Consider the following 24,893-nt stretch of genomic DNA (forward strand, 5'->3'; position numbering starts at 1 on the left):
CCGTCCATGCGGCGGCGCGCGAGCCTAGGCCCCCCTGCCGGACATGGCAAGCCGGTCCATTGCCGCCGCCGGTCAGAACGCGTAGTCTCGGCCCCATGCACACAGCCCGTTTCACGCATGTCGAGGCTTGGGTCTTCGACCTCGACAATACGCTCTATCCGCCCGCCGCCCGGCTCTTCGATCAGATCGAGGTGCGCATGACGGATTTCGTCATGCGGACGCTCGGTGTCGGGCGGAGCGAGGCCGACCGTCTGCGCCATCACTACTGGCAGCTCTACGGCACCACGCTCGCCGGGTTGATGCACGAACATGATCTCGATCCCGTCCCCTACCTCTACGACGTCCACGACATCTCGCTCGGCCATCTGGAACCGGATGCGCCGCTCGGGACGGCCATCGCGGCGCTGCCGGGCAAACGGATCGTCTACACCAACGGCTCGGCGCCCTATGCCGAGCGGGTGCTGGAGGCGCGCGGCCTTTCCGGCGTCTTCGACGCGGTCTACGGGGTCGAACATGCCGGCTACCGGCCGAAGCCGGACCGCGCGGCGTTCGAGACGATCTTTGCCAAGGCCCGGATCGACCCCGCCCGCGCGGCGATGTTCGAGGACGATCCGCGCAACCTCGCCGCACCCCATGCGATGGGAATGCGGACCGTTCACGTCGCCCCCGCGCCGGAACCGGCGGAGCATATCCACCACCACACCGATGACCTCGCGGAGTTTCTCTTCCGGCTCGCGCCCTGAGGCCGGAAGCGCCCGCGACGACCTGCCGCGCGTCATTCCGACCTGTTGAAGCCGAGGCCGGGGCCGCATACCTCGCGCGCCAGCGAACAGGAGAACCCCATGACTGCCACGACCAACCCACCTGGCCTGCCCTGGTACTATTCGATCCCCGTCGTCGGCTGGATCGCCCGCGACCTCGTCCACGGCAGCCGCGACAACATCCTCTACTTCCTCGTCATTCTTTTGACGCTTCTGGTTCTCGCCGTGAAGACCTGGGGTCTCGTTGCGCTCGGCCTCACGGCCCTCGCCACGGTTCCGGTCATCTTCTCGGTTCTGATCCTGATCACGATCGGCAAGTAGGGCCGCGACGTCTTAGCCCTTGGACGACCGCCGCCCCGGGGTCTATTGTCGCGCCGGAAACGAGGTGCGGCGATGGCTGACAAAGTGATGCCCGAGACGACAGATGTGCTAATTTCCGGCGGCGGCGTCGCCGGCCTGACGGCGGCGGCGGCCTTCGGCGCGGCCGGATTTTCGGTGATCTGCGTCGACCCCGCCCCGCCGGTCACGGACGCGGCGGAGGCGGGCGCCGACATGCGCACCACCGCCTTCCTGCAACCGGCCCGGCGGGTGCTGGAGGAGGCCGGGCTCTGGTCGCGTCTCGCCCCCCATGCGGCGGCGCTGAAGATCATGCGCATCGTCGATGCGGGCGGCGAGGCGCCGGAGCCGCGCATCGTCAAGGATTTCGACGCCGGCGAGATCGGCGAGGAGCCCTTTGGCTGGAACTTCCCCAACTGGCTTCTGAGGCGCGAGATGGTCGCGCGGATCGCCGAACTGCCCAGCGTCGATTTCCGCCCGGGCAACGCGACGAAGGCGGTGCTGACGCGCGCGGGCGAGGCCCGGGTGACGCTCCGTGACGGCGCACGGATCTCGGCCCGGTTGCTCATCGCTGCGGACGGGCGGTCAAGCCCGGTGCGCGAGGCGCTCGGCATCGGCGTCAAGACGACCCGCTACGGCCAGAAGGCCCTGGCCTTCGCCGTGACCCATCCGATCCCGCACGACAATGTCTCGACCGAGATCCACCGGTCGGGCGGACCGTTCACGCTGGTGCCGCTGCCGGACCGCGACGGCAAGCCCTGCTCCGCCGTCGTCTGGATGGAGCGCGGACCGGAGGCGCTGCGGCTTGCCGCGCTCGACGTCGGGGCGTTCGAGGCCGAGATGTTCGCGCGTTCCGCCGGGCTCCTCGGGCCGCTGACGCTTGTCACGCGACGGTCGGTCTGGCCGATCATCAACCAGATCGCCGACCGGTTCGAGGCGGAGCGGGCCGCGCTTCTGGCGGAGGCCGCGCATGTCGTCCCGCCGATCGGGGCGCAGGGGCTGAACATGTCGCTCGCCGATCTCGCCTGCCTGCTCGACCTCGCACGGGAGGCGCCGGATCGGCTTGGCGACAGGTCGATGCTGACCGCCTATCACCGCCGGCGCTGGCCCGAGGTCAAGGCGCGGGTGACGGGGATCGATCTTCTGAACCGGACCTCGATGATCTCGGCGCGGCCCCTGCGCGACTTGCGGGCGGGGGCGCTCAACGCGCTCTACTCATTCGCCCCGGTGCGCAAGACGTTGATGAAAACCGGGCTCGGCATGCGCTGATCCCGGCAGGCGGGGCCGGTCGCGTCCCGGCCCGCGCGCCATTCTCAGGGTTCAGCCCAGGGCGGCATCGAGCGCGCGCCGGACGCGCGCCACCGTTCCCTCGACATCGTAGAGCTTGTCGAGCCCGAAAAGGCCGATGCGGAAGCTGCGATAGCCCTCGCCCTCACCGACCTGCAAGGGCACGCCCGCCGCGATCTGGACGCCCTGCGCGGCGAATTTCTTGCCGTTCTGGATCTCGGGATCGTCGGTGAAGCTGACCACAACGCCCGGCGCAGCGAACCCGGAAGCCGCGACCGACCGAATGCCGCGGGAGGCGAGTTCGTCCCGCACAGCGGAGCCGAGCGCCCGTTGCGCGGCGCGGAGTCGTTCGAAGCCGTACTCCTTGGTCTCCTTCATCGTGTCGCGGAAGGCGCGAAGCGCGTCGGTGGGCATCGTCGCATGATAGGCGTGGCCGCCCGCCTCGTAGGCCGCCATGATCGCGCGCCACTTCTTCAGGTCCATCGCGAAGCTCGACGAGGTCGTCTCTTCCAGTCGTTTCAGGGCCGCCTCGGAGAACATCACGAGGCCCGCCGAAGGCGAGGCCGACCAGCCCTTTTGCGGCGCCGAGATGAGAACGTCGACGCCGACCTCCTTCATGTCGACCCAGATGCAGCCGGAGGCGATCGAGTCGAGCACGAAGAGCGCGCCCACGTCATGGGCGGCCCTGGCCAGCGCCTTGAGGTAATCGTCGGGCAGGATCATGCCGCTCGCGGTTTCCACATGGGGCGCGAAGACGACATCGGGCTTCACTTCGGCGATCTTCGCCGTCACCTCCTCGATCGGCGCGGGGGCGAAGGGGGCGTCGGGGGCGTTGCCGTCCCGGCGCGCCAGGGCGACATGGGATTCGGCCGCGAAGCCGCCGGCGTCGAAGATCTGCGTCCAGCGGAAGGAAAACCAGCCGTTGCGGACGATCAGCGCGCGGGCGCCGCCGGCGAACTGGCGCGCGACCGCCTCCATCGCGAAGGTGCCGCCGCCGGGAACGAGGGCCACGGCCTCGGCCGCATAGACCTCCTTCAGCATCGCCGAGATGTCGCGCATCACCTCCTGGAAGGCGCCGCTCATGTGGTTGAGCGAGCGGTCGGTGAAGACGACCGAGAATTCTTCGAGCCCGTCGGGGTCGATATCGGTGAGCAGCGCGGGCATGGGACCTCCGTATTCGTGTTCGTCCTTGGGGTATCGCAGACCGGGGGCAAATGCCAAGCGGAACTGTCGCCGGGGGCTGCCCGCCCCCGCCCCGGACCCTGGTCCGGGACTCCCCGGGAGGTATTTTCGGCAAGATGAAGCAGCTTGCGAATCCGGTCGTCAGCCAAGCGGGCCCGGGCGGCGTTCTTCCGAAAGAAGCACATTCGCCTCGACGTTGCCGACGCCGGGCAGTGTCATGATGCGGCGGCGCAGGACGCGCTCGAAATCGGCGAGGTCGCGCGCGGTGACGCGGAGGCGGTAGTCAAAGAGACCGAGCACATGCTGGACGGTCTGGACCTCGGGGATGGCGGTCGCGGCGCGCTCGAAGTCCTCAAGGCTGACGCGGCCCTTGGTGGCGAGTTTGACGCCGAGGAAGACGGTCACGCCGAAGCCCAGAGCCTCGGCATCGAGGTCGATGCGGCGGCCGGCGATGACGCCGGCCTCTTCCAGCCGCCGGATCCGGCGCCAGGCGGCGGGCTGGCTGAGGCCAAGCGCACGACCGATCGCGCCGGCGCTTTGCGTGGCGTCGGCAACGAGGGCGCGAAGGATCGCGCGGTCGGTATCGTCAAGGTCGATCACAGCGCGAGGCTCCCGGTTTCCTTGATCGTCGAGACGAGCATCAGGCTTTCGATGTCGGCGATATGCGGCAGCGTCAGGATGCGCTCTCGATAGATCTCCTGGTAGTGGCGCATGTCGCGCGCGATGACATCGAGGCGCACGTCGACGCGGCCGAGGAAGGTCTGGATCTCGATCACCTCGGGCACCTCGCGGGCGGCGACGAGGAATTCGTCGAAGGCGCGCGGGTTGGTCTTGTCGAGGGTGAAGCGCAGGGAGACCTCGACCGCCCAGCCAAGACGCCGCCAGTCGACGACGGCATGCTGCCCCTTGAGGATTCCGGCCTGGGTGAGTTTCTCGATACGTCGCCAGCAGGTCGCGGCGGTGACACCGGCGCGCAGGGCGAGGTCGGCCGTGGCAAGGCCGGGCTCCGCCAGAAGTTGGCGCAGGATGCGGCGGTCGGTGTCGTCGATTTGCATGGAAGTTTTGCCAAGATGCGAATTGATGAATGATCATTCTCACATATGGCTCATATCGTCAAATTTTGAACGGGAATTCGGCGCTTTCCCCCTATGCTCGCCGCCAGAAACGAAGAAAGGAACACATCATGCGCGTCTATTACGATCGCGACTGCGATATCAACCTCATCAAGGACAAGAAGGTCGCCATCCTCGGCTATGGCTCGCAGGGCCACGCCCATGCGCTGAACCTGCGGGATTCGGGCGCCAAGAACGTGGTGATCGCGCTCCGCGAAGGCTCCCCCTCCGCTGCCAAGTGCGAGAAGGAAGGCCTCAAGGTCATGGGCATTGCCGAGGCGGCCGCCTGGTGCGACCTCATCATGTTCACCATGCCGGATGAGCTTCAGGCCGCGACCTACAAGAAATACGTCCATGACAACCTGAAGGAAGGCGCGGCGATCGCCTTCGCACACGGCCTCAACGTCCATTTCGGCCTGATCGAGCCGAAACCCGGCGTCGATGTCATCATGATGGCGCCGAAGGGCCCGGGCCACACGGTGCGCGGCGAATACGTCAAGGGCGGCGGTGTGCCCTGCCTCGTGGCGGTCCATCAGGACGCATCCGGCAAGGCGATGGAGATCGGCCTGTCCTACTGCTCCGCCATCGGCGGCGGCCGCTCGGGCATCATCGAGACCAACTTCCGTCAGGAATGCGAAACCGACCTCTTCGGCGAACAGGCGGTGCTTTGCGGCGGTCTCGTCGAACTGATCCGCATGGGCTTCGAGACGCTGGTCGAGGCCGGCTACGAGCCGGAAATGGCCTATTTCGAGTGCCTGCACGAGGTGAAGTTGATCGTGGACCTGATCTACGAAGGCGGCATCGCCAACATGAACTACTCGATCTCGAACACCGCCGAATACGGAGAGTATGTCTCCGGTCCGCGCATCCTGCCCTATGACGAGACGAAAAAACGCATGAAGGAAGTCCTGACCGACATCCAGACCGGCAAATTCGTGCGCGACTTCATGCAGGAAAACGCGGTCGGCCAGCCGTTCTTCAAGGCGACCCGCCGCCTGAACGACGAACACCAGATCGAGCAGGTCGGTGAAAAGCTGCGCGCCATGATGCCCTGGATCTCCAAGGGCAAGATGGTCGACAAGTCGCGGAACTGACGTTTCGCCCGCGACCGAAACATTGACAAGGGGCAGCCGCTATGCTGCCCCTTGTTCTTTTGAGGGGGCCCAATGCCGCATCCGACCCTGCGCGACTGGCTGTCGATCATGGCGCTCGGCCTGATCTGGGGCGCGACCTTCATGGTGATCGCGTTCGCATTGCGCGGTTATGGGCCAGTGACGGTGGCCACCGCGCGCACCACGCTCGGCGCCGTGACGCTTTGGATCGCGGTTCTGGCGCTCCGGCGACCCCTGCCCCGCTGGTCTGGCAGATTGGGCGCGCATATCGTGGTCATCGGGCTCACCTCGACGGCCCTTCCGTTCTTTCTTCTCTCATGGGGTCAGCAAAGCGTCCCCTCGGCCTTCGCCGGGCTTTCGATGGCGGCCGGGCCGCTCTTCGTCCTGCCGCTCGCCCATGCCTTCGTGCCCGGAGAACGGCTGAGCTGGCGCAAGGCGTCCGGCTTCTCGCTCGGCTTTCTCGGGGTCCTGGTGCTGATGGCGCCGGAGGCGCTGGCCGGCGGCCCTGCGGCCCTGCCGCGCCTCGCCTGCCTTTGCGCAGCGCTCTGCTACGCGGTGTCGTCGATCACCACCCGACGCTGCCCGCCCGTCGATCCGGTCCCGCTGGCCGCGTTCGCGCTTCTCGTTGGAGCAGCCGCCCTGATCCCCGCGATGTTGCTGAGCGAGGGGCTGCCCAAAACCGCGGGCGCCGTACCGATGGCGGCGATCGTCATCCTCGGCCTTGTGCCCACGGCGCTCGCGACGCTGATCCGGGTGCAGGTGATCCGCTCGGCGGGCCCGAGCTTCATGACGCTGACCAGTTATCAGGTTCCGCTCTGGTCATTCTTCTTCGGCGCGCTGGTGCTGGACGAGGCGCTGTCGCCGCGTTTCTTCGCGGCGCTGGGGCTCATCCTCTCCGGTCTGGTCTTGAGCCGGAAGCGGACCAGCTAGGCGCTGGCCCTCAGACCGCCGCCTGCACCGCCTCGACGATGCCGTCCACGACTTCGGCGAGAAGCGCCGCATCCTCGCATTCGGCCATCACCCGGATCAGCGGTTCGGTGCCGGACTTGCGGATCAGAAGACGGCCGGAACCGTTCAGACGCGCCTCGGCACCGGTGATCGCGGCCTGCACGGACGCGACAGAAAGGGGTTCTTTCCCAGCACCGTAGCGGACGTTCTTCAACAACTGCGGCACCGTCTCGAATTGCCGGACAAGCTCCGACGCGCGGCGCCCAGTCTCGGCCATCGCAGCGAGGAACTGGAGGCCCGCGATCAGCCCGTCGCCGGTCGTGGCATAGTCGGTCATGACGATATGGCCGGACTGCTCGCCGCCGAGGTTGAACCCGCCCTCGCGCATCCGCTCGACCACGTAGCGGTCGCCGACGGCGGTCCGTTCGAGCCGCAGCCCCCGCCCGACGAGGAAGCGTTCAAGCCCGAGATTGGACATCACCGTCGCCACCAGCGCGCCGCCCTTCAGCCTGTCGGCCTCGGCCCAGCGCGCGGCGAAAAGCGCCATGATCTGGTCGCCATCCGCCACCCGGCCGTTCTCGTCGAGGATCATCACCCGGTCCGCATCGCCGTCGAGGCAGATGCCGAGATCGGCGCCGTGGGCGACGACCGCCTCGGCGGCCGTCGCGGTGTGGGTCGAGCCGCATTTGTCGTTGATGTTGTGGCCATTCGGGGCGACGCCCACCGGGATCACGTCGGCGCCGAGTTCCCAGAGCACCTCGGGCGCGGCGCGGTAGGCCGCGCCGTTGGCGCAGTCGATCACCACCTTCATGCCCGAAAGCTGACCACGCGCGGGAAAGGTCGTCTTGGCATATTCGACATAGCGGCCGCGCCCGTCGTCGATCCGCTTCGCGCGGCCGATATTCTGCGGCTGCGCCGGCTCGATCGCGCCGGAAAGGATCCGCTCGATCTCCGCCTCCGCCTCGTCGGAAAGCTTGAAACCATCGGGGCCGAAGAACTTGATACCATTGTCATGGGCATGGTTGTGCGAGGCCGAGATCATGATGCCGAGATCGGCGCGCATGGACCGCGTCAGGTAGCCCACGGCAGGCGTCGGCACCGGGCCGAGGAGGAGAACGTTCATGCCGGTCGAGGTGAGGCCGGCGGTCAGCGCGTTCTCCAGCATGTAGCCCGAGAGCCGCGTGTCCTTGCCGATCACGACCCGGTGGCCATTCCGCCCGTCGGTGCGGAAGTAGCGCCCGGCCGCCGCGCCGAGTTTCAGCGCCATTTCGGCCGTCATCGGGTAGGAATTCGCCGTGCCGCGCACGCCATCGGTGCCGAAGATCTTCCTGCTCATGTTTCTTCTTCTCCAAGGGTCACGGCCTGCCAGAGCCGGAGCGCCTGTTTTGTCTCGACGATATCATGGACGCGGTGAATCTGCACACCCTGCGCCAGACCGGCCAGCATCACCGCGATGGTGCCCGGCCCGCGCCGGTCGGCCTCGGTCGCGGCACTGCCACCGCCGAGCGTACCGATGAAGCGCTTGCGCGACGCGCCGAGAAGGATCGGGCAACCCAGCCCGTGAAAGAGCGAGAGCCCCCGGATCAGCGCGAGGTTGTGGGCCACCGTCTTGCCGAACCCGATGCCCGGGTCGACGGCGATCCGCTCGCGCGGAATGCCGGCCGCCTCGGCGGCGGCGACACGTTTGGCAAGGAAGTCGTAGACGTCGAGCAGCACGTCGTCGTAGCGCGGATCGTCCTGCATCGTCGCCGGCGTGCCTTGCGCATGCATGAGGCAGACCGGAACGTTTCGCGATGCAGCCAGCTCCGCGAGGTCGGGATCGTAATTGAGGGCCGCGACATCGTTGACGATCGCAGCCCCCGCATCGAGCGCGGCCCGGGCCACCTCGGATTTCCGGGTGTCGATCGAGATCGGAGCGTCGAGGCCACCGGCCACCAGCGCGGCAATCACCGGCGCGGTACGCCGGATCTCATCCCCCTCAGGCACGTCGGCGGAGCCGGGCCGCGTGCTTTCGCCGCCGATATCGAGGATGTCGGCCCCTGCCGCGACCATCCCGCGCGCATGGGCGAGCGCCGCCGCCGGCGCATCGAAGCGGCCGCCATCAGAGAAACTGTCAGGGGTCACGTTGAGAATCCCCATGAGGCGCGGTGCGTCCAGAGTCAGGCCGGCAAAGGCCGGGCGCGGCAGCGACAGGCGCCGCAGGACCGTTTCGGGAACGTCGTCGACGGTGACGACCCGCGGTTTCTTGCCGCGTTCAAGCCGTTCCAGCCGGTCGAACCAGCACCAGCCCCCGGCAAGCCGGGGCGCCAGGGGCGGCCTGGCGGCGTCGGTCTGGGCGATGGGGCGGTAGTAGATCATGGTCGGGGTTTAGGACCGTCCGGGCGCGAAAGGCAAGCGTCCGGCATCACGCCCTTTCCACCGGCACGCGGCAAGCCGCCGGGACTGCAACATCGCCGTGAACGACCAGGGCGGTCGCGTCGAGGTCCTCGGCAAGCCAGGCGGCCAGCGTCGCCCCCGCCGTCGCCTCCGGTGCGCCGGCGGTATCGAGGACGATCTTCGATGGCGCCCAGACCACCGTCTGGCCCTGTTTCAACGCCCAGTCGAGTTCGGTCCGCGTGGCGACGACCGTCAGGCCCGGATGGCGCGCGGCAAGCGCCCAGGCGGCCTGCTCGATCTCCAGAAGATCGATCCGCCGTCGTGCCTCTGCCGTCGCGGCCTCGGGCCGGTCGGTCGGGGGGAGGTCGGGCACGATGACCGCCGGCCCGGCATCCCTAATTTCGGGCAGGTTGCCGGCGACGTCGAGGACGTGCACGACCGGACGCGGGGCGGCGGCGACCGTGGCAGGGGCGTCGGCGTCGGTCCGGCTCCGGACGATCTCGACACCCAGTGCCCCCGGCCCCCGGTCCAGCTTCTCGACCCGGAGGAACACCCGCAGCGGTTGCGGTTCGGCGAGGATCCGCGTCGCGATGCGTTCGGCGAGGGTTTCGAGAAGGTTGAGGCGCTCGGCCGCGAGTTCCGTGGCGATCGCCTCGGTGATCCGGTCATAGGAAAGGATGCGGTCGACATCGTCGCCCGCTTCCTCCTGGGGGGCGAGTTCCACGACCACGTTGAAGCGCAACCGCTGGGATTGGCCGCGCTCGACCTGAAAGGCACCGATGTCGGCCGACACGATGTGGTCGCGCAGGCTCAGCCGGTCGGGAGGGTGGGCGCCGGCCAGGGCGGCCGCCCGGTTTTCGAGCGGGCCGAGGGCCAGGCTTGCGTCTTCGGTCATGAATCGTTGCTCCGGCGGGGTCGCGGCATCATAGCGATGCGCTCCCGCTGCGGAAGTCCGAAGACGGCGCTTTCGCGCGCGACCGCGGCCTTGCCCGTTCCGGCCCCGCGCCATATCCCGGGGCCGGACGCCTCAGTTCATCGCGGTCTGGATCGGCGCGCGGTAGAAGATGTGCCGGCCGATCTTCGCGGTCAGTTCGAACCGCCGCGCCCAGGACGGCCGCACGGAGGGCGTGTGGAAATAGGTGGCCCCGTCGGTCAACTGGCGCGGCGCGCCATCCATCATCGCCCGGGCGATCTTGCGCGCCACGGACCAGGCGCCCTGCTCGCGGATACGGTCGGAATAGCCGTCACAGGTATAGGAGAACTGGCACCCCCGCCCGTTCGACTGGTTCACGACACCGCAGATCGTCCTGGGGAATTGCGGGCTCTCGACCCGGTTCAGGATCACTTCGGCGACCGCCGCCTGACCCTCGATGCCCTCGCCGCGCGCCTCGAAGTAAAGCGCGGTCGCGAGGCATTCGAATTCCGCGCCGCCTTGCGCGGCCGGCTGGCTGGCGAGCCAGACATTGTCATAGGCGATCTTGCCGCCCTTGGTTTTTGACTTTGCCGCCGGCGCCGGCGGTGTCATGATCGCTTCAAGACGCGCGCCGCTGACGGCGCCCAAAGCGGCTTTTTCTTGTCCCAGAAGGGCGGTCAGGTTCATCCCCACCGCCGCCGCCGGATCATTGGACTGGCTCACCGTCATCTCGGCACGCACGCCTCCGGCGAGGGCGAGGAGCATGACTATGCTCCCGGTCCAGCACTTCAGCACTGACATCGTTCTTTCCCGAATTATTTCGTCGAGCCACAGCCCCCCAAGGCTTTGACCGCGTCGGGATAGCCCAAACGACCTGCCCCGTCCACCCATGCGACATTTATGCAACAGTCAATCGGCATAGAGATGCCGATGTTTCCGAAACGGAAACCGGACCCCTTGACGGCGCAAACCGCTGACATCAGCGCAAGCTTTTGGGAATCAATGATCTTCTTTTCGAGGCCGCGGATCAACAAGCGCGAATTGCGCCGCAGCGAGTCGCGCGACCGGCACCCTGAAGGGCGAGCAGGAGACATAATCAAGGCCGACCCTGCGACAAAATGCAATAGATTCCGGGTTGCCGCCATGCTCGCCGCAGACCGAAAGCGTCACATCTGGTCGCATTTCGCGCCCGCGCGCGCTTCCAATGAGCAATAATTCGCCGACGCCGTCCTCGTCGAGAACGTGGAAAGGATCCTCTGGGTAGACTCCCTGCTGCACATAATCGCCCATGAAGCGACCGGCGTCGTCGCGTGACAGGCCATAGGTCATCTGGGTGAGGTCGTTCGTGCCGAAAGACAGGAACGCCGCCTGCTGGGCGATCTCTCCGGCGCGGAGGGCCGCGCGCGGGGTCTCGACCATCACGCCGAGCCGGTAATCGAAATTCGCGCCGGTATGGATCCGCACCGCCGCCGCCACCGCGTCGACGCGGGTCTTGATGAGTTCAACCTCGCGCTTGGCCGAGACGAGCGGGATCATCACCTCAGGCACGACGGCGGCGCCGCGCTTCGACGCCTCGACCGTCGCCTCGAAGATGGCGCGGGCCTGCATCTCGTAGATCTCGGGCACGGTGACGCCGATCCGTACGCCGCGCATCCCGAGCATCGGATTGAATTCGCTCAGCGCCTCGACCCGGCGCGTCACTTCCGAAAGCGGCCGGTCGAGTGCCTCGGCCAGTTCCCGCAAACCCTCGCGGTCCTGCGGCAGGAACTCGTGAAGGGGCGGATCGAAGAGACGGATGCAGACCGGAAGTCCGGCCATGATGTCGAAGAGCGCGATGAAATCCGCCCGCTGCATCGGCAGGAGCCGGTCGAGCGCGACCTTCCGGTCCTTCACGGTGTCGGCGAAGATCATTTCGCGCATCACCGTCAGCCGGTCCTCGTCGAAGAACATGTGCTCGGTGCGGCAGAGGCCGATGCCTTCCGCTTCGAACATGCGCGCGGTGCGGGCGTCGTCGGGCGTGTCGGCATTGGCGCGCACGCCGATGTCGCGGACATTGTCGGCCCAGTGAAGAAGCGTGCGAAACCATTCGTCGAGCGCGGGTTCCAGCATGTCTGCGGTGCCGGCCAGAACCTCGCCATTGGTGCCGTCGACCGTGATGACGTCGCCTTCGTGGAAAACGCGACCATCGCGAACCTTGAACGTCCTTTCCCGCGTATTCAGGCTGAGATCCGACGCGCCGACGATACAGGGAAGGCCAAGGCCCCTTGCAATCACGGCGGCGTGGCTGGTGATCCCGCCCCGTTCGGTGAGGACCGCCACGGCGGCATGCATGCCGCGGATATCCTCGGGCGCGGTTTCGCGGCGGACGAGAATGCAGCGCTCGTCGCGGGCGGCCGCGGCCTGCGCATCGGCAGAGGAAAAGACGACCTTTCCGGAGGCCGCGCCGGGGCTTGCCGCGATGCCGCGCGCCACGCGATCGCGCGGCAGGCGGGGATCGACCTGGGAATGCAGAAGCTCGGACAGGGCGCGCGGCTCGACCCGCAGGATCGCCTCCTCGCGGCTGATGATACTGTCCTTGGCCAGCGTCACGGCGATGCGAACCGCCGCGCGGGAGGACCGCTGCGTCTTCACCGCGTCTATGACCTTTAGCGCACCATTCTCCAGCGCGAATTCGATCACCATTTCCTCGCGAAGCCGCTCCCGGCAGGTCCGGCAATGGGCCTGAAGGGTCGCGAAGACCTCCGGCGCCGCTTCCTCCAGCGAATGGCCGCGCCTGTCCTTGACGAGATAGAGCGTTTCCTCGGCCTTCCGGTTGGCCGGGTTGAGGCCGCGGAAACGCCCTGTCACCTGCGGCGCGCCGGTCACCGGCTCCACGAGCTGGACCGTACCGGCCCCCGAAAGCCCCGGCCCTACCGCCTGCGCCATTTCCTGCACGATCAGGCCCAGCGCCGCCTCCGGCGGGGCGCCCTTCGCCTCGCGCAGGAGCCGCGCGGTCGTGCCTTCCCAGGCCCGCGCCATGGAGCGCAGCACCTCGCCGAGTTGCCTGGCGGGCGATTGCGGGAACTCCTCGTCCATCTCCGCCTCGTAGGCGGCAAGCGCGGCGGCGAGCGCTTCGGACGACGGTTCGGCGGTGAACATGTCGGGATCGAGCCGCGCGACATGGATCGCGTATGACTGCACGAACCCGAGATAGAGCGCGTTGGCGTGCGCCGCGCCATGGTCACGGGTCAGCGCGGCGTGCTTCGCCGCGTTCATCCCGACATTCAGCACGGTCCCCGGCCCGCCCCAGTCCGGGTTCGCGGGCGACGGCCGGATCGAGACGAGCGCGCCGTCAAAACCCGCCGCCAGCTTTTCGGTGTTGAGCATCTGGCCCGCCGCGATCAGTCGCACGGTCTCGCAGGGCAGCGCCACGGTCCGGGGCACCGGAAGGTCGATCCGGATCAGCCGTTGCAGGCATTTCGCCCGCCAGCCATGCCGCGCAGAGTCAATCGCCGCACTGGGCGTGATCTCGGTGAATTCGGCGAATTCGGCGTGTTTCTGCACTGCGGCGTTCCCTTGCTCGGCGGCAGAATACGCGCCTGCCGATTCTGCGCAAGGGAAAGCGGCTGCCTCCGACGCTTGCGTGGCGGGCCGGCTTGGGCCATGACTGACCGGAAGACCAGGGAGCAAGGAATGGCACTGCCGGGGCGACAACAGATGAAGTACTGGGGCATCGCCGCGGCGCTGTTCTTCGCGGTGCTCTGGGGGCTCGGGAATGTCATCCTGCCCTTCCTCGTGGGCGGCGCCATCGCCTACTTCCTCGACCCCATTGCCGACCGCCTGGAACGCGCCGGTTTGAGCCGGACGGCGGCGACATCGGTCATCTCGATCATCGCGCTCTTCATCTTCATCCTGCTCGCGTTGCTCATCGTGCCGATGCTGGTGCGCCAGCTCATTCAGCTGGTGAACGCGGCGCCGACAATCTTCGGCGAATTGCAATCCTTCCTGACCGCCAAATTCCCCTCGATCATGGATCAGCAGAGCGTCGTGCGCGAAACTCTGGCCTCCATCGGCAAGACGATCCAGTCCAGGGGCGGAGAGTTGGCGAGCGGGCTTCTCTCCTCGGCTTTGTCGGTGATCAATGCGATCGTGTTCGTCGTCGTCGTCCCGGTCGTGGCCTTCTACCTGCTGCTCGACTGGGACAACATGGTCGCGAAGATCGACAGCTGGCTGCCGCTTGATCATCGCGACATGGTCCGCACGCTCGCGCGCGACATCGACCGGGTCCTGGCCGGCTTCGTGAGGGGGCAGGTTTCGGTGTGCCTGATCCTCGGCACGTTCTATTCGGTGTCGTTGATGGTGGCGGGACTCGATTTCGGGCTGATCGTCGGGGCCATAGCGGGGCTCATCACCTTCATTCCTTACGTCGGCGCGCTGATCGGCGGGGCGCTCGCCATCGGCCTCGCCTTCTTCCAGTTCTGGGGCGACTGGGTGCAGATCGGCATCATCGCCGGCATCTTCGCCATCGGCCAGTTCCTCGAAGGCAATATCATCACGCCGAAGCTGGTCGGCAATTCGGTCGGACTGCACCCGGTCTGGCTGCTGTTCGCCCTGTCGGCCTTCGGTACGCTTTTCGGCTTCGTCGGCATGCTCGTCGCGGTGCCGGTCGCGGCCGCGATCGGCGTCCTGACCCGGTTCGCCATCTCGCAATACCTCGACAGCCGCCTCTACCGGGGCCTGTCGACGGAGGACGAGGCCTGACATGCCACGCCAGCTGACCTTCGACCTGCCGGTGCGACCCGCACTGGGGCGCGAGGATTTCTTCGTTTCGCCATCGAACGCGGAGGCCGTCGCGATGATCGACGCGCCGACCCTCTGGCCCGGGCGGAAACTCCTGCTGATCGGTCCCGAAGGGGCGGGCAAGAGCCATCTCGCCGAGGTCTTTGCCCAGGAGCGGCGGGCGATGATCGTGGCGGGGGGCGATCTTTTTTATCTCTTCGATATCGAAAAATTGCCGGACGCCGTCGTCGTCGAGGATGCCGAGAAGGTGGCGGGACGGCACGAGGAGACGCTTTTTCACCTCCACAACCGCATGGCCGAGACCGGGGGGCTTCTTCTGCTGACGGCAGGCGGGGCGCCGGGCGAATGGGGATTGCGGCTGCCCGACCTTCTGTCGCGGATGCAGGGCACCGCCGTTGCGAAGCTCAACCCGCCCGACGACGCGCTGCTCGGCGCCGTGCTCGTCAAGCTCTTCGCCGACCGCCAGATCTCCGTCGCGCCCACGCTCATCGACTGGCTCCTGCCGCGAATGGATCGTTCTTTCGCGGCCGCCCGCAGGCTTGTCGCCGAACTGGACGCGCGGGCGCTGGCCAAGGGCGGCGCCGTGACGCGGGCGCTGGCCGCCGAGGTTCTGGACAGCGCCCGCCCGGACGCGCCATGATGCCCGGGCCCGCGACATAAAACTGTTACGAATTGGGACCGATAAGCCGCTTATGACCCAGGCAGATTTCCTCAAGGCCCCCTTCCCCGCCCCCGTGACCCTTCCCGAGGCGGAGATCACCGGCGCGCATCGGTTCTTCAACCGCGAAATGAGCTGGCTCGCCTTCAACTGGCGCGTCCTTGACGAGGCGCGCAACCCGCGCGTGCCGCTTCTGGAACGGGTGCGGTTCCTGTCGATCTCGGCCACGAATCTCGACGAATTCTATACCGTCCGTGTCGCGGGCCTGCGCGAGCTTGTGCGCGAGGGCAACGCGATGCCTTCCGACGACGGGCTCAGCCCGGCCGCGCAGCTCAAGCTCATCAACGACGACGCGCGGCGGCTGATGCAGATGCAACAGACCGTCTGGAACAAGCTCAAGCGCGAGATGGAGGCGGCGGGGATCACCCTCCTCACCCGCTCGAAGCTTACCAAGCGCGATGACGAGTTCCTTGCCGACTACTTCCTCAACCGGGTGTTTCCGGTGCTGTCGCCGCTGGCCATCGACCCGGCCCACCCGTTCCCGTTCATCCCCAATACCGGCTTCTGCCTCGCGCTGGAGCTTGAGCGCTCGACGGACCGGCGCCGCCTTCAGGCGCTTCTGCCGATCCCGCAGCAGATCGCCCGGTTCGTGGCCCTGCCCGGCGGCAAGCGCTTCCTGCCGATGGAGGAGTTGCTTCTTCTTCATCTCGGCTCGCTTTTTCCCGGCTACCGCGATACCGGCCACTGCACGTTCCGCGTGCTCCGTGACAGTGACCTCGAGGTCGAGGACGAGGCCGAAGACCTCGTGCGGGAATTCGAGACGGCTCTGAAACGCCGGCGCCGGGGGCAGGTGATCCGCATGAAGATCACCGTTGGGGCGCCCGAGGGGTTGCGCGCGCTGATCATGGACGAGCTTGGTGTCACCCCCGACGAGGTGGTCGAGGTCAAGGGCATGGTCGGGATGGCCGACCTCAAGGAACTGGTCCTCGACAGCCGCCGCGATCTGCAATGGCCCGCCTTCACGCCCCGCGTGCCCGAACGGGTGCAGGACCATGACGGCGACATGTTCGCGGCGATCCGGCAGAAGGACATGCTGCTGCATCACCCTTACGAGACCTTCGACATGGTGATCCGTTTCCTGACCCAGGCGGCGGCGGATCCGAACGTGCTGGCGATCAAGCAGACGCTCTACCGCACCTCGCAGGACAGCCCCATCGTCTCGGCGCTTTGCGAGGCGGCGGAGGCCGGGAAATCGGTCACGGCGCTGGTGGAACTGAAGGCCCGCTTCGACGAGGCCGCGAATATCCGCCAGTCGCGGCGGCTTGAACGCGCCGGCGCCCACGTCGTCTACGGCTTCATCAACTACAAGACCCATGCCAAGATCTCGACCGTTGTCCGGCGCGAGGGCGAGGCCCTCGTCACCTACACGCATTACGGCACCGGCAACTATCACCCGATCACCGCGCGGATCTACACCGACCTCAGCTTCTTCACCTGCGACCCGGCCCTTGGCCGCGACGCAACCAAGGTCTTCAACTACCTCTCGGGTTACGTTCAGCCGGAAGGCCTGGAGAATATCGCGATCTCCCCCATTTCGTTGAAACAGCGCCTGCTGGACCTGATCGAGGCCGAGGCGGAGCATGCCCGCGCCGGCAAGCCGGCCGAAATCTGGGCCAAGATGAACTCGGTGATAGAGCCCGACGTGATCGACGCGCTTTACGCCGCAAGCCAGGCCGGGGTGAAGATCCAGCTCGTCGTGCGCGGCATTTGCGGCCTCCGCCCCGGCATCAAGGGCCTGAGCGAGAATATCCGGGTGAAGTCCATCGTCGGCCGCTTCCTCGAACACAGCCGCATCGTCTGTTTCGGCAACGGCCATGGCCTGCCCTCGAAAAAGGCGCGGGTCTTCATCTCGTCCGCCGACTGGATGGGCCGGAACCTGTCGCGCCGCGTGGAAACGCTGGTCGAGATCAGGAACGACACCGTGAAGGCGCAGATCGTCAGCCAGATCATGGCCGCGAACCTCGCCGACGAGGCGCAGAGCTGGGTTCTCGGCCCCGGCGGGCGCTATGTCCGCGACCTGCCCGAAGGGCGCGACGATCTTTTCAATTGTCACCGCTTCTTCATGGAGAACCCCTCGCTGTCCGGGCGCGGCTCGGCGGGCGCCAAGGACGTACCGAAGCTTGCCCATACGATGGACTAAAGAGTAAAGCGTGGGACGGAGCCGCGAATCCCGAAAGCGCCGGAGGGCAGAAGCCATGGACGCGAAGAGCGAAACGCATGGCGACGAGTGGGGCCCTTTCGGCCGGCCGCTGTTCGACGATCCGTCGGCGCGGGCGCTGGAGCGGGTGGGCGTGGTCGATGTCGGCTCGAACTCCGTGCGCCTTGTCGTCTTTGACGGCGCGGCGCGAAGCCCCGCCTATTTCTACAACGAAAAGGTCATGGCCGGCCTCGGCCAGGGCCTGGCGCAGACCGGCAAGCTCAACCCGCAAGGCCGCATCCGGGCGATCGACGCGCTGAAACGCTTCGCGGCGCTGGCGAAGGGCATGAACCTGCCGCCCCTGACCTGCGTCGCGACGGCCGCGGTGCGCGAGGCCGAGGACGGGCCGGCGTTTCGGGCCGAGGTGGAGCGTGAGACGGGCCTCAAGCTCTGGGTCATCGACGGCCCGGAAGAGGCGCGGCTCTCGGCGCAGGGCGTGCTTCTGGGCTGGCCCGAGGCCGAGGGACTCGTCTGCGACATCGGCGGCAACTCGATGGAGTTGGCCGAAGTGTCCGGCGGCAAGGTCGGCCGCCGCGTGACCTCACCGCTCGGACCGTTCCGGCTCCAGCAGGTGCCGGGCGGCAAGAAGGGCCTGGCGGCTTACATTCGCGAGACGATGGAAAAGCTCGCCGCCGAGATCGGCACCGGACATGAACGCATCTACCTTGTCGGAGGGTCGTGGCGGGCCATCGCGCGGCTCGACATGGAGCGGCGGAAATACCCTATGACGGTTCTGCACGAATACCGGATGGGGCCGCAATCGGCATTGCAGACCGTGAACTGGATCGCCGAGAACGATATCGACGCGCTCAGGGCCCGGACCGGCACGTCGGCGGCGCGGATGGACCTCGTGCCCCTGGCCAGTCAGGTGTTGCGGCAACTCGTCCTGACCTTCCGCCCGAAGGAGATCGACGTCTCGTCCTACGGTATCCGGGAGGGGCTGCTCTACGAACAGATGCCCGAACGGCTCAGGATGCGCGACCCTCTGATCGAGGCCTGCCGCTATGCCGAACGGACGATGGCGCGGATGCCGGGCTTCGGCAAGAAACTCTACGCCTTCATCCTGCCCCTCTTCCGCGCCGCGAGCGAGGAGCGGTTGAGGATCGTGAGGGCCGCCTGCCTATTGCACGACACGACCTGGCGCGCGCATCCCGATTATCGGGCGGAGGTCTGCTTCGACAACGCGACCCGCGCCAACCTTGGCGGGCTCAGCCATCCCGAACGGGTGTTTCTTGGCCTCGCCCTGTTGCACCGCTACAAGAATTCGCGTGCCGGGTCGCGGCTGGAACCCCTCTTCGCGCTGTTGAACGACCATCAGATCCAGGACGCCGAGGTGCTCGGCAAGGCGATGCGCTTCGGCGCGATGTTCGCGGTGAAATCGCCGGAGGAAGCCGGGGAACTGGTGTGGCGGCCGAAGAAGAAGGTGCTGGAACTGCGGCTCAATTCCAAAAGCGAGGCGCTGTTCGGCGAAGTCGCGCAGGCTCGTTTCAAGTCACTCGCGGACGCGCTCGGTGCCGAAACGAAGGTGACGCTCGTCCGCGTGTGAACGCGCTGCGCCGCGTGTCGGGGGGCACCCCTGCCCGGTCAGATCTCGATCTCCTCGCCCGGCTTCGGTGCGGCCAGTTCGTCGGGGGTTTTCCGACGGATGATGATGTCGCCATTCGGCAGCATCTCGGGCGCATGATAATTGCGGATGTCGCCGATCATCTCGACAAGCTGGCCGAGCGCCGGCCCCATCTCGTCCATCGCCTCGCCGAAATCCTTCTGGAGATCCTTGAGCGTCGGCTCGACCTCGTCAATCATCGACCGGAGGATGATCTTCGCGCCCTCTTCCAGAAGACTGAACCCGTCCTCGGGCGTAGCTTCCTTGTCCTGCGCAACGGCGGGAAGACCAACGATGACCATAACGGCGAAGGCGGATGCGATCCGTTTCATGCGCTCAATATAGACCCCCGGACCGATTTTTTACAGGGCGCGGTCAGAGATCTATATCAATCGTGACCGGGAAATGGTCCGACGCGGTCAGCAACGCCTCGCGCAGTTCCGGCACGCGGTAGCAGCCCTGATCATCGAACGGGTGCCAGATCCGCCACTTCGGCGCCTTCGCCCTCAGATCGGGCGAGACCATGATGTAGTCGAGAAGGGCGGAGAAATACTGCCCCTTGTCATCGAGATAGAACCGCGCCGTCGACGGCATGGCAGCCAGTTTCTTGCCGAACGCCACGCGCGCGTGCGGATCGAACAGCCGCGTCGGGCGCGGCTCGTCCCAGCCAAGGACGATCTCAACCCCTGACCGCCCGAAGAGCTTTTCGTATTCGTCAAGGCCCGGACCGTCGTTGAAATCGCCCATCACCATCAGGCTTTCGCCCGCGTTCAGATGCTCCAGCACCCGCTCCCGCAGCCAGATGCATTGCGCAAGCTGCTTCCGGCGGTTCTCGATCGCGAGGCGTTTGATCTGCGCCTCGGTGTTCGCGCCATGCGGGGCCTTCGACTTGATGTGAACGCCGATCATCCGGAAATCGACGCCGCCGGCCGTGCGCGCGGCGATCTCCAGCGGCGGCTTGGAAAACCGCACCGTGTCCAGCGTCGCGTCGATGTCGAGGTCGATCCTGTAGCTGCCGTCGAAGCGCGGGCTTGCCATCCCATCGACCGGCTGATCCGGCAGGCCGATCGGATCATGCACGGCCGACAGTTTGTCGGGATCGTAGAGCAGTGCGATTTCCTGCTGGGTTTCATTCTCGTAGCCGATCAGCGCGCGTCGCGTGCGAAGCTCATAACGCTCCGCGAAGGCCTCAAGCATCTCGGTCGTCTTGTGCCGGCGGTTGTTGTCGGGCGCCTCGATGATCATCACCGCATCGGCGTCCATCGCGGTGAAGACGATGGCAATCGCGGCCAGCTGGTCGGCCCGCGTCACGTTGTAGCGCGCCGACCATCCGCCATCCTCCAGAAGCGCGCCCTTGCGGTCGAAGAGATTGTTGAACCATTCGACGTTATAAGTGGCGATGCGCATGGGCTCAGGCCGCCTCCTTGGCCTGGATCTCCTCCCACGCCCGGTTCACGTCGATCAGCCGCTGTTCGGCGAGCTTCAGCGCCTCTTCCGGAAGGCCGCGCGCGCGCATCCGGTCGGGATGGCTGTCGCGCACCGCTTGCCGCCAGGCCGTGCGCACATCCGCGATGGGCGCGTCATGCGGAACCCGCAGCACCTCGTAGGGATCCCTCGGCGCGTCCGGCACGAAGCGGATCAGCAGAGAGCGGAAGCAGCGGTCGTCCACCCCGAAGATCCGCGCCACCTCACGCAGGAACGTGTCCTCGTGGGGGTGAAAGTCGCCATCCGCCATCGCGATGTGGAACAGCCCCTCCATCAGGTCGACAAGGACCGGATCGCCGGGCCCGAGCATCGCGGCGATCTTGCGGGCATAGAGATCGAACCCGGCCACGTCCTGACGGGCGAGATTGAAGATCCGGGCAGCGTTGCCCTCCTCCTCAGGCGCGATCGCGAAGACCTCGCGGAAGGCGGTGACCTCGTCGCGGGTCACCTGCCCGTCGGCCTTGGCCATCTTGGCGCCCAGCGCGATCACGGCGATGGTGAAGCCGACCGAGCGTTCCGGCGGTGTCTTCAGCCGGTCGAACACGGATGAGAGCCCCTCGCCCTTGGCGAGGGCGGAAAGTGCGTCGGCGATGCGGGTCCAGATCGACATAGACCCACACTAGCCGCAGCGCAGCGACATGTCAGCGGGGCAGAACGTCTCGGAAACGAAGATCACCGAAAGGTCATCCGAGGCGCTTCATCATCAGGACGAGGTCGAGCCAGCGGCCGAATTTCCGCCCCGCCTCGGGATAGCGGAACTCCGTGTCGAACCCCATCCGGCGGTGGAAGGCGATGCCGGCCTCGTTTTCCCCCGACACCCCTGCAAAGAGTGTGTGGGCCCCGCCCGCCCGCGCATGATCCTCGATCCGCGCCATCAGCGCGCGGCCAGCCCCCTTGCCCCAGAGGTCGGGGGCGAGGAGGATGGTGTGCTCCATCGCATGGGCATAGCCCGGCCCGCCCCTGAACTGGTCGTAGGTGGCAAAGCCCACCGCGTCGCCGACACGCGCCACGAAGAACTCGCGCCCGGCCCGGCGGCGCTCCGCGATCATGGCGCGCAGGCTTTCGGGGGTCTTTTCGAGATTGGTGAAGGTGATCGTCGTGTCGCGGATGATCCGGTTCCACTGGGCGACGAGCGGGTCGATATCGGCCTCTTCGGCGGGACGCAGGATCATCCCAGGCGCCTTTCCCCGTGGGGCGTCGCGATGGTCGCGCGCAGTGCCGGTTCGCCCGGAACGACGATCAGGCGCGGATCGGAGAGCGGCAGCGCCGCGCGGAGCGCCGCCGCGTCGGGATGCGCAACCTCCAGGCGGAGAAGCCGGCAGCCGACATCTGGCAACGCGGCTGCCGGGTGAAGGTTTCCCCGCCATTCGATGAGCGCCGGAAAGGCGTCGTCGAAGGGCAGGCAACCATCGTCCGGCACCCCCATGCGCCAGCGATAGGGGCCGCGTTCGAGATCGACCGCCCGTCCCGCCCCGTCTGGTGCCATGGCGAGCACGGCGTCAAGATCGTCAACGCGGACGATCCAGTTCGAAAGCCGGGGCGCGCCCGAAAACCGGTCGAGCCGGAACCAGCGCGGATGCGGCGGCGGCGGAGCGGCGGGGTCGACGGCGATCACTTCGAGATATTCACCGGCGCCGAGGCCCAGAAGCCGGTTGTGGGTGCCCATGAAGGGATGCACACCGCCCACGCCCACGGCGACACCCAGCGCGTCCTCGATGGCGGCCGCGCCGTCTTCCAGCGTCGCGGCCGAAACCGCCAGATGATCGAATGCCGCCATAAACCCTCGCCCGGACGGGCGCATCCTAGAGCGGCGCGAATTTCCCGCAAGCGGGGAAAAGCGCCGGCCCTCGTGTTGACATCCCCCGGCCCGGCCCCATCTTGGACCAAACATAACGAAAACAATCGGGATATCGGATGACCCTTGTGCGCGCCCTCGACCGCTTTTTTCGCCACGACGCCGCAGGAGGCGTCCTTCTCATGGCGGCGGCGCTCCTGGCGCTGATCGTTGCCAATTCCGGGCTTTCGGACGGCTATCACGCCCTGCTCCTCAAGAAATTCTCCATCCTCCTCGACGGCGAGGGCCTGTCGAAACCGCTGATCCTCTGGATCAACGACGGTCTCATGGCGGTCTTCTTCTTCCTCATCGGGCTTGAGCTGAAGCGCGAGATGTTGGAGGGCAAACTCAAGAGCCCCTCGGACGTCATGTTGCCGGGCATGGCCGCGCTCGGCGGCATGGTGGCGCCGGCCCTCGTCTATCTTGTGCTGAACTGGACCGACCCGGTGACGCGCGGCGGCTGGGCGATCCCGGCGGCCACTGACATCGCCTTCGCAGTGGGCGTGTTGGCGCTTCTGGGCAAGCGGGTTCCGGCGGCGCTCAAGATCTTCCTTCTGACGCTTGCGATCCTCGACGACCTCGGCGCGATCCTCATCATCGCGCTCTTCTACACCAAGGACCTGCACCTCGATTACCTCTTCCTCGCGCTCGCCCCCCTGGCCGGCCTCTACCTTTTGAACCGGGCCGGGGCGCACCGGATCGCGCCCTTCGTGCTTCTGGGGACGGTGCTTTGGGTTCTGGTCCTGAAATCGGGCGTCCACGCAACGCTCGCGGGCGTGGTCACCGCCTTCTTCGTGCCGCTGAAGGACAAGTACGGAAAGTCGCCGCTGCACGGACTGGAACACGCACTGTCGCCTTACGTCCTCTTCCTCATCGTGCCGGTCTTCGCCTTCGCCAATGCCGGCGTGGTGTTGAAGGGCCTGACCTTTTCCGACCTCTTCGCGCCGTTGCCCCTCGGCATCGCGGCGGGTCTGGTGATCGGCAAGCAGGCCGGGGTCTTCGGCATGACCTGGCTGATCGTCAAGGCGGGCTGGGCGCGGCTGCCCTACGCTGTGACCTGGGCCCATATCTACGGCCTCGCCTGCCTTGCCGGGATCGGCTTTACCATGTCGCTTTTCATCGGCGGGCTGAGTTTCGACGATCAGGCCCATATGAACGCCGTCCGGCTCGGCGTGCTGGCGGGATCCGCGATCTCGGCACTGATCGGCTACAGCGTCCTCTTGTTCAACGCCAAGCCGGTCGAGACCAAAGAGCCGCACCCGGCCCCGGCCATCCATAACTGAGCCTAGAGGAAACGTCGCGGCGGTCGGGCCTCAACCGTCCGGCCGCGACCCGTTTCGCCACGGAGCCAGCAGAGCGGCGACCGCCGCGCTGTTCGGCGTGGCGATGCCAAGCTCCCGGCCCATCCGCGCGACCGCGCCGCAGATCCGGTCCACCTCGATCGGCTTGCCGAGTTCGAGGTCATGCGCGGTCGAGGATCGCGCGTCGTCCGGAAGGCGCGCCCAGAGGCGCATCGTCTCGTCCACCGCATCGGGCGGCAGGTCGACACCCCGCGCCCGCCCGACGGCGTCAACCTCTTCGACCAGTCCGCGGGAGAAGGCCAGAAGCTCCGGATTCTGCCGGATCTCGCGGAACCGGCAGCGCGCGGCCGCCGTCGATCCGCTCACCGCGTTGAAAAGCAGGAACTTGCGCCAGAGATCCACCGTTACATCGCCGCATTCGGGCACCTTGATCCCCGCCTCACGGAACGCCTCGATCACCGCGCGGACACGCGGCGAGGACTGGCCGCCCCGGTGATCTCCGATCGTGAAGCTGTTCGCGCCGCCATATTGGGTCACGACACCGGGCGCCGTGATGTTGGAGAAGATCCGCGCCACGCCGATGAGTGTGTTGTCGGCCCCGAACGCGCCGGCCAAAAGATCGGGCGCATCGACGCCGTTCTGGAACGGCAGCACGAGGGTATCTGCACGCGCATACGGCCGATAGAGGTCGATCATGGCGGGCAGATCCTGTCCCTTCACGGCGAAGACGGCCAGATCGGCGGGCGGCAGCGCGGCAAGATCGTCGCTCGCTGCCGCGGGATGCACGACGGTGTCGGCGCCGTCCTCGACCAGGGTAAGCCCGTTGCGCCGGATCGCCGCAAGATGCGCGCCCCGCGCGAGGAGCGAGACGGAGTATCCGGCGGGGATCAGCCTGGCCGCAAGATATCCGCCGATCCCGCCCGTGCCGAGCATCAGGATGTTCATCGTT

The 24,893-nt window shown here is 66.9% G+C and carries 24 protein-coding genes; 10 read left to right on the forward strand and 14 right to left on the reverse strand.

The features are described from left to right. The first annotated feature begins 95 nt into the window (after positions 1 to 95). The 3 genes from V5734_RS14445 (at position 96) to V5734_RS14455 (ending at position 2,366) form a co-directional block, all read left to right on the forward strand. Positions 96 to 743: a pyrimidine 5'-nucleotidase gene (locus tag V5734_RS14445; RefSeq protein WP_347310341.1), complete on the forward strand. Its 648-nt coding sequence runs from the start codon at positions 96 to 98 to the stop codon at positions 741 to 743. Positions 744 to 842: 99 nt separating this feature from the next. Continuing rightward, positions 843 to 1,082, forward strand: coding sequence for a hypothetical protein (locus tag V5734_RS14450; protein ID WP_347310342.1), 240 nt, complete (start codon positions 843 to 845; stop codon positions 1,080 to 1,082). Between the two features lie 72 nt (positions 1,083 to 1,154). Beyond that, entirely contained in the window at positions 1,155 to 2,366 is a 1,212-nt protein-coding gene (locus V5734_RS14455) for a UbiH/UbiF family hydroxylase (protein WP_347310343.1), read from the forward strand. 51 nt (positions 2,367 to 2,417) lie between these two features. Here the strand turns inward: V5734_RS14455 and V5734_RS14460 are convergent, their stop codons facing one another. The 3 genes from V5734_RS14460 to V5734_RS14470 form a co-directional block, all read right to left on the reverse strand. Next, positions 2,418 to 3,548 carry an aminotransferase class V-fold PLP-dependent enzyme gene (locus V5734_RS14460; protein ID WP_347310344.1) on the reverse strand — a complete coding sequence of 377 codons (1,131 nt, stop codon included), beginning with the start codon at positions 3,546 to 3,548 and terminating at the stop codon, positions 2,418 to 2,420. A gap of 159 nt (positions 3,549 to 3,707) precedes the next feature. Further along, entirely contained in the window at positions 3,708 to 4,166 is a 459-nt protein-coding gene (locus tag V5734_RS14465; RefSeq protein ID WP_347310345.1) for an Lrp/AsnC family transcriptional regulator, read from the reverse strand. Continuing rightward, positions 4,163 to 4,621: an Lrp/AsnC family transcriptional regulator gene (locus tag V5734_RS14470; RefSeq protein ID WP_347310346.1), complete on the reverse strand. Its 459-nt coding sequence runs from the start codon at positions 4,619 to 4,621 to the stop codon at positions 4,163 to 4,165. The genes V5734_RS14465 and V5734_RS14470 overlap by 4 nt, the downstream gene beginning before the upstream one ends. A gap of 128 nt (positions 4,622 to 4,749) precedes the next feature. Here V5734_RS14470 and ilvC point away from each other — a divergent pair, with 128 nt between their 5' ends. Both ilvC and V5734_RS14480 read left to right on the forward strand, forming a co-directional pair. Then, positions 4,750 to 5,772, forward strand: a complete 1,023-nt coding sequence (gene ilvC / locus V5734_RS14475; protein WP_347310347.1) for a ketol-acid reductoisomerase — start codon at positions 4,750 to 4,752, stop codon at positions 5,770 to 5,772. A gap of 72 nt (positions 5,773 to 5,844) precedes the next feature. Next, entirely contained in the window at positions 5,845 to 6,720 is an 876-nt protein-coding gene (locus tag V5734_RS14480; protein WP_347310348.1) for a DMT family transporter, read from the forward strand. 10 nt (positions 6,721 to 6,730) lie between these two features. Here V5734_RS14480 and glmM read toward each other — a convergent pair whose 3' ends face one another. From glmM to V5734_RS14505, 5 genes are all read right to left on the reverse strand, one after another. Continuing rightward, positions 6,731 to 8,074: a phosphoglucosamine mutase gene (gene glmM, locus V5734_RS14485; protein ID WP_347310349.1), complete on the reverse strand. Its 1,344-nt coding sequence runs from the start codon at positions 8,072 to 8,074 to the stop codon at positions 6,731 to 6,733. Beyond that, positions 8,071 to 9,096, reverse strand: coding sequence for a dihydropteroate synthase (folP, locus tag V5734_RS14490; protein WP_347310350.1), 1,026 nt, complete (start codon positions 9,094 to 9,096; stop codon positions 8,071 to 8,073). Before folP ends, glmM begins: the two co-directional genes overlap by 4 nt. Before the next feature lie 46 nt (positions 9,097 to 9,142). Next, the gene (locus V5734_RS14495; RefSeq protein ID WP_347310351.1) at positions 9,143 to 10,009 is read right to left on the reverse strand and encodes a dihydroneopterin aldolase; all 867 of its coding nucleotides are present in this window, start codon (positions 10,007 to 10,009) and stop codon (positions 9,143 to 9,145) included. 132 nt (positions 10,010 to 10,141) lie between these two features. Continuing rightward, the gene (locus tag V5734_RS14500) at positions 10,142 to 10,828 is read right to left on the reverse strand and encodes a cell wall hydrolase (protein ID WP_347310352.1); all 687 of its coding nucleotides are present in this window, start codon (positions 10,826 to 10,828) and stop codon (positions 10,142 to 10,144) included. A gap of 198 nt (positions 10,829 to 11,026) precedes the next feature. Beyond that, on the reverse strand, positions 11,027 to 13,570 hold the full coding sequence (locus V5734_RS14505; protein ID WP_347310353.1) for a putative PEP-binding protein: 2,544 nt from the start codon (positions 13,568 to 13,570) through the stop codon (positions 11,027 to 11,029). Between the two features lie 129 nt (positions 13,571 to 13,699). On the opposite strand from V5734_RS14505, the gene V5734_RS14510 reads away from it, so the two are divergent. The 4 genes from V5734_RS14510 to V5734_RS14525 are packed head-to-tail and all read left to right on the forward strand — an operon-like array spanning position 13,700 to position 19,267. After that, entirely contained in the window at positions 13,700 to 14,767 is a 1,068-nt protein-coding gene (locus tag V5734_RS14510) for an AI-2E family transporter (RefSeq protein WP_347310354.1), read from the forward strand. Position 14,768: 1 nt separating this feature from the next. Continuing rightward, the gene (locus V5734_RS14515; protein WP_347310355.1) at positions 14,769 to 15,446 is read left to right on the forward strand and encodes a chromosomal replication initiator DnaA; all 678 of its coding nucleotides are present in this window, start codon (positions 14,769 to 14,771) and stop codon (positions 15,444 to 15,446) included. Between the two features lie 52 nt (positions 15,447 to 15,498). Continuing rightward, positions 15,499 to 17,664, forward strand: coding sequence for an RNA degradosome polyphosphate kinase (locus V5734_RS14520; protein WP_347310356.1), 2,166 nt, complete (start codon positions 15,499 to 15,501; stop codon positions 17,662 to 17,664). A gap of 55 nt (positions 17,665 to 17,719) precedes the next feature. Then, a complete protein-coding gene (locus tag V5734_RS14525) occupies positions 17,720 to 19,267 on the forward strand; it encodes a Ppx/GppA family phosphatase (protein ID WP_347310357.1) in 1,548 nt (515 codons plus the stop codon). Between the two features lie 38 nt (positions 19,268 to 19,305). Here the strand turns inward: V5734_RS14525 and V5734_RS14530 are convergent, their stop codons facing one another. From V5734_RS14530 to V5734_RS14550, 5 genes are all read right to left on the reverse strand, one after another. Beyond that, positions 19,306 to 19,656 (reverse strand): hypothetical protein, encoded by a 351-nt coding sequence (locus V5734_RS14530; RefSeq protein ID WP_347310358.1) that lies wholly within the window; start codon positions 19,654 to 19,656, stop codon positions 19,306 to 19,308. A 43-nt stretch (positions 19,657 to 19,699) separates the two neighbouring features. Beyond that, entirely contained in the window at positions 19,700 to 20,731 is a 1,032-nt protein-coding gene (locus V5734_RS14535; RefSeq protein ID WP_347310359.1) for an endonuclease/exonuclease/phosphatase family protein, read from the reverse strand. Between the two features lie 4 nt (positions 20,732 to 20,735). Next, entirely contained in the window at positions 20,736 to 21,419 is a 684-nt protein-coding gene (locus V5734_RS14540; protein ID WP_347310360.1) for a molecular chaperone DjiA, read from the reverse strand. A gap of 73 nt (positions 21,420 to 21,492) precedes the next feature. Next, positions 21,493 to 21,978, reverse strand: a complete 486-nt coding sequence (locus V5734_RS14545; protein ID WP_432759686.1) for a GNAT family N-acetyltransferase — start codon at positions 21,976 to 21,978, stop codon at positions 21,493 to 21,495. Beyond that, on the reverse strand, positions 21,978 to 22,586 hold the full coding sequence (locus V5734_RS14550) for a VOC family protein (RefSeq protein ID WP_347310362.1): 609 nt from the start codon (positions 22,584 to 22,586) through the stop codon (positions 21,978 to 21,980). The genes V5734_RS14545 and V5734_RS14550 overlap by 1 nt, the downstream gene beginning before the upstream one ends. A gap of 137 nt (positions 22,587 to 22,723) precedes the next feature. On the opposite strand from V5734_RS14550, the gene nhaA reads away from it, so the two are divergent. Further along, positions 22,724 to 23,926 (forward strand): Na+/H+ antiporter NhaA, encoded by a 1,203-nt coding sequence (gene nhaA / locus V5734_RS14555; protein WP_347310363.1) that lies wholly within the window; start codon positions 22,724 to 22,726, stop codon positions 23,924 to 23,926. Between the two features lie 30 nt (positions 23,927 to 23,956). Here the strand turns inward: nhaA and V5734_RS14560 are convergent, their stop codons facing one another. Beyond that, positions 23,957 to 24,889 (reverse strand): ketopantoate reductase family protein, encoded by a 933-nt coding sequence (locus V5734_RS14560; RefSeq protein ID WP_347310364.1) that lies wholly within the window; start codon positions 24,887 to 24,889, stop codon positions 23,957 to 23,959. Positions 24,890 to 24,893: the final 4 nt, after the last annotated feature.

Source organism: Defluviimonas sp. SAOS-178_SWC, from assembly GCF_039830135.1.
Lineage (GTDB): Bacteria > Pseudomonadota > Alphaproteobacteria > Rhodobacterales > Rhodobacteraceae > Albidovulum.